Origin of the sequence: Halomonas halmophila, assembly GCF_006540005.1 — a bacterium.
Lineage (GTDB): Bacteria > Pseudomonadota > Gammaproteobacteria > Pseudomonadales > Halomonadaceae > Halomonas > Halomonas halmophila.
The window spans coordinates 1-9,266 of the sequence record NZ_BJOC01000005.1; the positions used below are offsets into that span (position 1 = coordinate 1).

Consider the following 9,266-nt stretch of genomic DNA (forward strand, 5'->3'; position numbering starts at 1 on the left):
TTCCGCCACCTGGGCGAACACGAGCCGATCGAGCTGATAAAGAGCGTGATACCTTCCGACCCGAGGGTCATCAGCGTATCAAATGGTGCCCAGAAGAGGACTTGAACCTCCACGTCCGTAAGGACACTAGCACCTGAAGCTAGCGCGTCTACCAATTCCGCCATCTGGGCAAGTGGCGCGTATCATACCGAATTCAGCCGAGAATGCAACCCCTATTTGCCATGTCCGGCGCTTCGTTCCGGCGCCCATGCGGGCAATCGGTGGGCTTGCATGCTTGGGTGATGGGCGCTGCGGCGCTATACTGCCGACCATGACAAGATATTTGAACAGAACCGATGATAGCCTGCGGCACTCGCGCGTGACGCCACGCATGCCGTCCATGACCCTGCCAAGGATCCTCTCCGCATGACCCACTGGACGCTTGAAGACGACGCGCACGCCAGTCGCGAGGCCCACAAGTACGACAAGCCCGCTCCCAGCCGCGAGTATCTGCTGGCCAGGCTGGAAGACTACGGTAAACCCATTACGCCCGAGTCCATGAGCCAGATGCTCGGTCTCGAGGACGAGGACCTTCAGGAGGCCGTGCGCCGCCGGCTGTCGGCCATGGAGCGCGACGGCCAGGTGCTGCGCAATCGTCGCGGTGCCTATGCGCTGATCGACAAGCTCGACCTGATCAAGGGCAAGGTGCTGGGACATCGCGATGGCTTCGGCTTCCTGCTCCGGGATGATGGCAAGAAGCCCGACCTGGTGATTCCGCCCCGTCAGATGCGCCGTGTCTTCCATGGCGATCATGTGCTGGTGCGCGTCAGCGGTCGGGATCGTCGCGGGCGTGACGAAGCCACCATCGTCGAGGTTCTGGCCCGCAACACCCAGACGATGGTCGGGGTGTACCGCGAGAATACGCCCGAGTTCGGTGTGCTGATTCCCGAGAATCCGCGCATCACCCAGGAAGTCATCATTCCGCACAACGCCAATGGTGGTGCTCAGGACGGCCAGGTGATCTCGGCGCACATCGTCAAGCAGCCGGCCACCCGTGTGCAGCCGGTCGGCGAGGTCAGCGAGGTGCTCGGCGAGCGCATGGACCCCGGCATGGAAATCGACATCGCCCTGCGCAGTTACGAGATTCCTTCGGAATTTCCGCCGGAAGTGCTGGACCAGATCGCCAGCATGTCCGAGCAGGTGGCCGATGACGACAAGCAGCAGCGCATCGACCTGCGGGATTATCCGCTGGTGACCATCGATGATGAGTCCGCCAAGGACTTCGACGATGCCGTCTGTGCCTGGAAGACCAAGTCGGGCAGCTGGAAGCTGCTGGTGGCCATCGCCGATGTGTCCCACTATGTGCGGCCCGGTACGCCTCTCGACCAGGAAGCGATTGCCCGCGGCAATTCGGTGTACTTCCCGGGGCAGGTGGTGCCGATGCTGCCCGAACTGCTCTCCAACGGCCTGTGCTCGCTGAATCCCGAGGTCGATCGCCTGGCGCTGGTCTGCGAGATGAACATCTCCAAGAACGGGGCCATCAGTCGCTATCGGTTCTGCGAGGCCGTCTTCCGTTCCCACGCTCGCCTGACCTACAACAAGGTGTCGGCGATTCTCGAGGACGAGGGCGAAGAAGCCGATGCCCTGCGCGAGCAGTACCGTGAGCTGGTGCCGTCGCTGCAGAACCTGCACTCGCTGTATGGCGTGCTGCGTGGCGCCCGTGAGTCGCGTGGCGCCATCGATTTCGAGACCACCGAGACGGCCATCGTCTTCAATGACGAGCGCAAGATCGAGAAGATCGAGCCGCGTTCGCGCAATGATGCCCACAAGATCATCGAGGAGTGCATGCTGGCCGCCAATGTGGCTACGGCCCGCTTCCTCGACAAGCACGACCTGCCGGCGCTGTATCGCATCCACGAGCGTCCGTCGCCGGAACGCCTCGACAAGCTGCGCCTCTTTCTCAACGAGCTGGGCCTGTCTCTGGGCGGGGGTGACGAGCCGACGCCGCAGGACTATCGTGACCTGGCCGAGACCATCAAGGGTCGCGACGATGCCGACATCATCCAGACGGTGATGCTGCGCTCGATGAATCAGGCGGTCTACTCGCCGCAGAACGAGGGGCACTTCGGGCTGGCGTATGAGGCCTATGCGCACTTCACCTCGCCGATTCGCCGCTATCCCGACCTGGTCGTGCATCGCGCCATCCGCTCGGTGATTCGCGGGCCGCGCCAGACCAATACCGTCCTGCGTGCCGACGATGCGCCGGTCGAGGCGCCGAGCAAGTGGTGCCCCTATACCTTCGAGCAGATGCTCGAACTGGGCGAGCACTGCTCGATGACCGAACGGCGTGCCGATGATGCCACCCGGGACGTCGAAAGCTGGCTCAAGTGCGAATTCATGTCCGACAAGCTCGGCGAGGTCTATGACGGCACCATCGCCTCGGTCACGCAGTTCGGCATCTTCGTGCGGCTGGATGATGTCTACGTCGAGGGCCTGGTGCACGTCACCTCGTTGCCTTCCGACTACTACCACTACGAGGCCGAGAAACACCGGCTGAAGGGTGAGAAGAGTGGCGCCAGTTACCGGCTCGGGGATGGCGTGACCGTTCAGGTGGCGCGTGTCGACCTGGATGATCGCAAGATCGATTTCGAGCTGGCCGATGACAAGCCGCGTCCGAAGCAGGCGCCCAAGCGCCGCCCCCGGCAGCAGAATGCCGGCAAGGCAACGGGCAAGGGCAAAGGCAGCCAGGACAAGGGCAGCCAGGACAAGGGCAGCCAGGACAAGGGCACCCAGGGTGGCGCGGACTCGCAAGCCCAGAACGAAGAGGGCGGCAAGAAGCGCCGCCGTCGTGGTCAACGGCGCCGCTGAGTGGCGCCGTCTCAGCCGCTAGCGAGACTTTCCTCATGAGCAAGCCAACCCATCGCCGCGGGCCCCGGGCGCCTGGCGGCCTGGATGCCGTCCATGGGGTGCACGCCGTCCGAGCCCTGATGGCGCGTGGCGAAATGCCGCGTGAACTCTGGGTGCAGGAGGGCGATGCCTCCGGTCGCCTCGCGGAGCTCCTGACACAGGCCCGAGAGGCCGGGGTCAGGGTCCAGACCCTGCCCCGCGAACTGCTCGACCAGCAGGCCCAGGGTGCCGTGCATCAGGGAGTGGTGGCCTTCTGTCCGCCGCTGGCCTTCGAGGCGGAGAACGCGCTCTGGCACCGGCTGCAGGGCTGGTCGGCGGCAACGCCGCCGCTGCTGCTGGTGCTGGACGGCATCACCGACGTGCACAACTTCGGTGCCTGCCTGCGCAGTGCCGATGCCGCCGGGGCGCACGGCGTGGTGGTGCCCAAGGATCGGGCCGCCCCACTCAACGCCACGGTACGCAAGGTGGCCTGTGGTGCCGCCGAAAGCGTGCCGGTCTACCGGGCCACCAATCTGGCGCGGGCCATGGCGCGCATGAAGGAGCTGGGCGTCTGGGTCACCGGGACCGCCGGGGAAGCCGAGGCTTCGCTCTTCGAAGCGGATTTCAGCGTGGCCACCGCCCTGGTCATGGGCGCCGAAGGCAAGGGCATGCGCCGCCTGACGCGCGAAGCCTGTGATGGCCTGGTCAAGCTGCCGATGGTCGGGCAGGTCTCCAGCCTCAATGTCTCGGTCGCCACCGGTATCTGCCTGTTCGAAGCCGTGCGTCAGCGAGGCGCCGGCGCATCGTGACTCGCTGCTCGCTGTCGCATTCGGGAAATCTGCATAAATCGCCGAGCATAGTGAAGTGCAAGGCGCACGGCGCGCAGAAAGCGAGACATAACATCCGGTTAGGCGAGCTTTCGAGCACCGCGTAACGCAGCAATTTGCATGCGCAGGCATTTAAGCAGTGTTTCCGTTCCTGCCTGCCGTTGGCAACCAGCCTGTGATACCTTATCGCGATCATCTTGACCTGGATTGCCAAGGATTTCATGGACGCACAAGCCAAGATCATCGATCGTCTCGCCGAGGAACTCGGTGTTCGCACCGCTCAGGTAGCCGCTACCGTCGAACTGCTGGATGGCGGCGCAACCGTGCCCTTCATCGCTCGTTACCGCAAGGAAGTCACCGGGGCGCTGGACGACAGCCAGCTACGCCAGCTGGAAGAGCGCCTGGTGTACCTGCGTGAGCTGGAAGAGCGTCGTCAGAGCGTGCTGTCGGCCATCGACGAGCAGGGCAAGCTGACCGACGAGCTGGCCGCGAGCCTGCGCGCCGCCGATACCAAGCAGCGCCTGGAAGACCTCTACCTGCCGTACCGCAAGAAGCGGCGCACCAAGGCGCAGATGGCCCGCGAGGCAGGCCTCGAACCGTTGGCCGACGCGCTGCTGGGCGACCCGACACTGGATCCCGAGTCAGAGGCGGCCGGCTATCTGTGTGCGGCCGATGGTGATATCCCGGCCTTCGAGGATGCCAGGTCGGCCCTGGATGGCGCCAAGCAGATCCTCATGGAACGCTTTGCCGAGGACCCCGAGCTGGTGGGACGGCTGCGCGAGCGTCTGTGGGAAGACGGCATCCTCACGGCACGCCTGATCGACGGCAAGGAGCGCGAGGGCGCCAAGTTTTCCGACTACTTCGAGCATGATGAAGCCATCGGCAAGGTGCCCTCGCACCGTGCACTGGCCATGTTCCGTGGTCGCAACGAAGGCGTGCTGTCGCTGGTCATTCGCCTGCCTGGCGAGGAAGAAGCCAGCGTGCATCCGGCGCAGGTCGCCATCGCCCGACATTTCGCCATCGAGGACCATGGCCGTGCCGCCGACCGCTGGCTGGCCGAGGTGGTGCGCTGGACCTGGCGGGTCAAGCTGTATACCCATCTCGAGACCGAGCTGATGGGGCGCCTGCGTGACCGTGCCGAGGCCGAGGCCATCGGCGTTTTCGCCGCCAACCTCAAGGATCTGCTGCTGGCCGCCCCGGCGGGCGCCAAGGCGACCCTCGCCATCGACCCCGGCCTGCGCACCGGCTGCAAGGTCGCGGTGGTCAGCGCGACGGGCCAGTTCCTGGGGGAGTCCACGATCTTCCCGCATGCGCCGCGCAACCAGTGGCAGGCGTCCCTGGCCGAACTGGCGCGCCTTGTCGAGGCGCATGATGTGGCATTGATCGCCGTGGGCAATGGCACCGCCAGTCGCGAGACCGACAAGCTGGCCGGCGAGCTGGTCAAGGCCATGGCCGACAAGCGTCGGCTGTCCAAGGTCATGGTCAGCGAGGCGGGTGCTTCGGTGTACTCGGCCTCGGAATATGCCTCCCGCGAACTGCCGAACCTGGACGTCACGGTGCGCGGGGCCGTCTCCATCGGCCGGCGCCTCCAGGACCCGCTCGCCGAGCTGGTCAAGATCGAGCCCAAGTCCATCGGCGTCGGCCAGTATCAGCACGATGTCTCCCAGGTACAGCTGTCGCGCAGCCTGGAAGCCGTGATCGAGGACTGCGTGAACGCCGTGGGCGTCGACCTCAACACCGCTTCCTCGGCACTGCTGTCGCGGGTCTCGGGCCTCAATGCCAACCTGGCCGAGAACATCGTGTCGCGCCGCGACGCCGAGGGTGCCTTTCGTTCGCGGCGCCAGTTGCTGGATGTCAGCCGCCTGGGGCCCAAGACCTACGAGCAGTGCGCGGGCTTCCTGCGCATCATGAACGGCGACAATCCCCTGGATGCTAGTGCCGTGCACCCCGAGGCCTATCCGCTGGTCGAGCGCATCGCCGAGCGCAGCGGCCGCCAGCTGGCCGGGCTGATCGGCGACAGCGGCACCCTCAAGTCGCTCAAGGCGGCCGAATTCGCCGATGAGCGCTTCGGCGAGCTGACCGTCAACGATATCCTCAAGGAACTCGACAAGCCCGGGCGTGACCCGCGTCCCGAGTTCAAGGCGGCGCAATTCCGCGAGGGCGTCGAAACCCTCAAGGACCTGGAGCCCGGCATGGTGCTCGAGGGCAGCGTGACCAATGTCACGCACTTCGGCGCCTTCGTCGATATCGGGGTGCATCAGGATGGCCTGGTGCATATCTCGGCGCTGTCCAGTCAGTTCGTCGAGGACCCGCGGTCGGTGGTCAAGGCCGGGGATATCGTCAAGGTCAAGGTCATGAGCGTCGACCTGGAACGCTCGCGTATCGGGCTGACCATGCGCATGGACGATCAGCCCGGGGAAGAAGCGCCGGCCAAGCCGCGCGGCGGGAGCGACGCCCGGGGGAGCGGCAAGTCGCCGCGCAAGGGCGGTGGCAAGTCGCGCGGGCAGAACGGTCAGGATGAAAGCCGGGTGGGCGCTCTGGGCGCCGCGCTGCTCAAGGCCAGGAAGGACGGTTAGGAGCGAGCTGCTCGCGCCTCGAACCCTTGAATCACGGTTTTTCGACGCCATAATCTTAAGTTCTGTGGGTGCCCAGGCGCCCGACCGATCACCGGGCAGCCGCCATCCTGCAGCCGGCTGCCACGACAAGGGGTGTCATCTTGTCAGAATTGCTCTCCACCCTTATCGAACGACTCAGCGGTCCCGCCAGCCAGGGGCGCTTCAGTCGCCTGCGGCGCGGCATCGAGAAAGAGGGGTTGCGTGTCGACGGCGGTGGCCATATCGCGCAGACGCCGCACCCCGAGGATTTCGGTTCGAAGCTGACACACCCGCATGTCACCACGGACTATTCCGAGGCGCTGCTGGAATACATCACGCCGGTCTACAGTCGCCCCGAGGATGCCGTCGAGTTCATGGCCGACCTGCATCGCTTCAGCTATCGGCGCCTGAACGCAGAGCTCATCTGGCCGGCGAGCATGCCCGCCAGACTCGAGGGTAACGACAGCGTGCCGATTGCCGATTATGGCGCGTCCAATGTGGGCCGCATGAAGCACGTCTACCGCAAGGGGCTGGACGTGCGTTACGGCCGTATCATGCAGTCCATTGCCGGGGTGCATTACAACGTCTCGCTGCCGGATGACTTCTGGTCACTGCTCAAGGAGCTGGAAGGCGATGACACGAGTTCCATGCAGGACTATCGTTCCTCGCGGTACTTCGACCTGATTCGCAACTTCCGCCGCCACAGTTGGCTGCTGCTGTACCTGTTCGGTGCCTCGCCGGCGGTGGATCGCAGCTTTCTGCCGGATGGGCGAGTCCCGGAAGGCCTCCAGCCCCATGCCGAGCAGACGCTCGTTGCGCCTTATGCCACCAGCCTGCGCATGTCCGGCCTGGGCTATCAGAACAAGGTGCAGGAGCAGCTCAAGATCTGCTTCAACTCGCTGTCCAACTACGTCAACACCCTGCGCCATGCCATCTCCACGCCCTGGCCGGATTATGCCGCCATGGGGGTGCATCTGGGCGGCAACGACTGGCAGCAGCTCAACGACAATATCCTGCAGATCGAGAACGAGTACTACAGCGATATTCGTCCCAAGCGTGTGGCGCGTCACGACGAGACGCCCAGCCAGGCACTGGAGGCGCGGGGCGTCGAGTACATCGAGGTGCGCTGCCTGGACCTGGATCCCTTCGACCCGCTGGGGTTCGATGCCACGCGCAGCCGTTTCGTCGACACCTTCCTGATGTGGTGTCTGCTCAACGAAAGCCCCTGGATCAGTGACGAGGAATGCGAGCACCTCGACGACAACCGCCGTCTGGTGGTTTCCCGAGGGCGCGACCCTGAGCTGCGACTCGACCACCACGGCCGCAAGCGCAGTATCGCCGAATGGGGGCACGATATCTTCGCCGAGCTGCGCGAAGTCGCGACCCTGCTGGATCGACTGGAAGAGGGCGCGCCGCATGCCGAAGCGCTGGCCGAACTGACGCCCTGGCTCGATGAGCCTGGCCTGACGCCCTCCGGGCGTCTACTGGCAAGGCTCGAGGAACGCGACGAGGAATTCGTCGAGGCGACGCTGGCGCTGGCCCGAGAGCAGGCGGCGCAGTTGCGCGCGGAGCCCGTCGAGTCGGCGCGGGCGGCGCTGTTCGACCAGTTGGTGGAGACTTCCTTTCAGCAGCAGTCGGAAATCGAGGCCGGTGAGAGCCAGAGCTTCGCGACCTTTCTGGCGGATTATTTCGAACGTGCCCGGGAGTCGCGGGCATTGACGCCACTGTGGGCCAAGGGAGGCCAATCATGATCTGGGAAGTCGAGGAATGGGGCGTCCGTCGCTGGTGCCTGGCGGGACTGGCATTCTGTGTCCTGATGATGGCCGTGGCGCTGGGCCTGGAGCACCTGGCCGGCATGGAGCCCTGCCCATTGTGCGTCTTCCAGCGCATGGCGGTCATCGCGGCCGGGGCCGTCTTCCTGGTCGGGGCCCTGCATGCCCCCAGGGACAGGGCGGGAGCGGCGGTCTACGGCCTGCTGGGGCTCATCGCCGTGGCTGTTGGCATCGCGCTGGCCGGTCGCCATCTGTGGCTGCAGTCGCTGCCGGCCGACCAGGTTCCCAGCTGTGGGCCCGGGCTCGATTACATGATGGAGGTCCTGCCTCTGCAGCAGGTCCTGGCCACCGTGCTCACCGGTTCCGGCGAGTGCGCCGAGGTGGGGGCCACGCTGCTCGGCCTGTCGCTGCCGGGTTGGACGCTGATCGGTTTCGTGGTCCTGCTGCTGGCGCCGCTGGGGCTCTTGTCGAGGGTCTGGCGTCGCGATCACGGCTATCGTTGGCAGGGGCTTCCCGGGCGGGATTGACAGCATCCGCGGCAAGGGTGAGTCTGTGCCTTAAGCTCGGTGGCCACGCGAGGTAAGGGACCATGCTGGAAGACTGCAAGAACGCACAGGAACGCTGGGGTGGCGTTCACCAACTGATCGATCGTTGGCTCGCCGCCCGCAAGGCCCTGCTCGTCGATTTCAGTGAGCTCAAGCAGGCCTGCGACGAGGATCTCGACGCCGTTACCAAGGAACGCATCGACGCCTTCAGCGAGCTGCTGATGGACTACATCAGCGCCGGGCACTTCGAAGTCTACCCGCAACTTCGCGCCGAGGCCGACGCCTTCGACGACCACGACGCCCTGTCGCTGGCCGATCGACTGCTTGAGCGACTCGACATGTCCACCGAACTGGTGCTGGCCTTCGACGAAGACTACTCGAGCACCACCAACTGCGAACAGCACCTGCCGCGCCTGCCGGCCTGGCTGGAACGCCTGACCAAGGGCCTCACCGAACGCTTTTCGCTGGAAGACCGGCTCATCTCCCGCCTCCACGCCGTGCACTCCCCGGACGCCGCCAATGTGGAGCGCTAGCAGAAGCGATGTAGGGCGGCTGCGCCGCTTGAGTGGGCGAGAACGGCGCTTCGCGCCTGGAAGAGGGAAGAACGCGGCTCGCGCCGCTTGAAGAGGGAAGAAACCCCTTGACGCCACAATCCCGGGCGTT

At 65.2% G+C, this 9,266-nt stretch carries 6 protein-coding genes and 1 tRNA gene; 6 read left to right on the forward strand and 1 reads right to left on the reverse strand.

Features of this window, described 5'->3' with window-relative positions; translation table 11 throughout:
* Positions 1-83: 83 nt before the first annotated feature.
* Positions 84-170 (reverse strand) — tRNA-Leu (locus tag HHA01_RS01275).
* 235 nt (positions 171-405) lie between these two features.
* On the opposite strand from HHA01_RS01275, the gene rnr reads away from it, so the two are divergent.
* From rnr to rsd, 6 genes are all read left to right on the forward strand, one after another.
* Entirely contained in the window at positions 406-2,847 is a 2,442-nt protein-coding gene (gene rnr, locus HHA01_RS01280) for a ribonuclease R (protein ID WP_141317296.1), read from the forward strand.
* A 35-nt stretch (positions 2,848-2,882) separates the two neighbouring features.
* A complete protein-coding gene (gene rlmB / locus HHA01_RS01285; RefSeq protein WP_141317297.1) occupies positions 2,883-3,674 on the forward strand; it encodes a 23S rRNA (guanosine(2251)-2'-O)-methyltransferase RlmB in 792 nt (263 codons plus the stop codon).
* Between the two features lie 239 nt (positions 3,675-3,913).
* Positions 3,914-6,268 carry a Tex family protein gene (locus HHA01_RS01290; RefSeq protein WP_141317298.1) on the forward strand — a complete coding sequence of 785 codons (2,355 nt, stop codon included), beginning with the start codon at positions 3,914-3,916 and terminating at the stop codon, positions 6,266-6,268.
* A gap of 140 nt (positions 6,269-6,408) precedes the next feature.
* Positions 6,409-8,037, forward strand: a complete 1,629-nt coding sequence (gshA, locus tag HHA01_RS01295; RefSeq protein WP_141317299.1) for a glutamate--cysteine ligase — start codon at positions 6,409-6,411, stop codon at positions 8,035-8,037.
* Positions 8,034-8,585 (forward strand): disulfide bond formation protein B, encoded by a 552-nt coding sequence (locus HHA01_RS01300; RefSeq protein ID WP_141317300.1) that lies wholly within the window; start codon positions 8,034-8,036, stop codon positions 8,583-8,585. The genes gshA and HHA01_RS01300 overlap by 4 nt, the downstream gene beginning before the upstream one ends.
* A 62-nt stretch (positions 8,586-8,647) precedes the next feature.
* Positions 8,648-9,136 (forward strand): sigma D regulator, encoded by a 489-nt coding sequence (rsd, locus tag HHA01_RS01305; protein WP_141317301.1) that lies wholly within the window; start codon positions 8,648-8,650, stop codon positions 9,134-9,136.
* Positions 9,137-9,266 lie beyond the last annotated feature (130 nt).

Coding starts and splice junctions, on each gene's coding strand:
- rnr (WP_141317296.1), top strand. CDS start 406: ATGACCCACTGGACGCTTGAAGACGACGCGCACGCCAGTCGCGAGGCC.
- rlmB (WP_141317297.1), top strand. CDS start 2,883: ATGAGCAAGCCAACCCATCGCCGCGGGCCCCGGGCGCCTGGCGGCCTG.
- HHA01_RS01290 (WP_141317298.1), top strand. CDS start 3,914: ATGGACGCACAAGCCAAGATCATCGATCGTCTCGCCGAGGAACTCGGT.
- HHA01_RS01300 (WP_141317300.1), top strand. CDS start 8,034: ATGATCTGGGAAGTCGAGGAATGGGGCGTCCGTCGCTGGTGCCTGGCG.
- rsd (WP_141317301.1), top strand. CDS start 8,648: ATGCTGGAAGACTGCAAGAACGCACAGGAACGCTGGGGTGGCGTTCAC.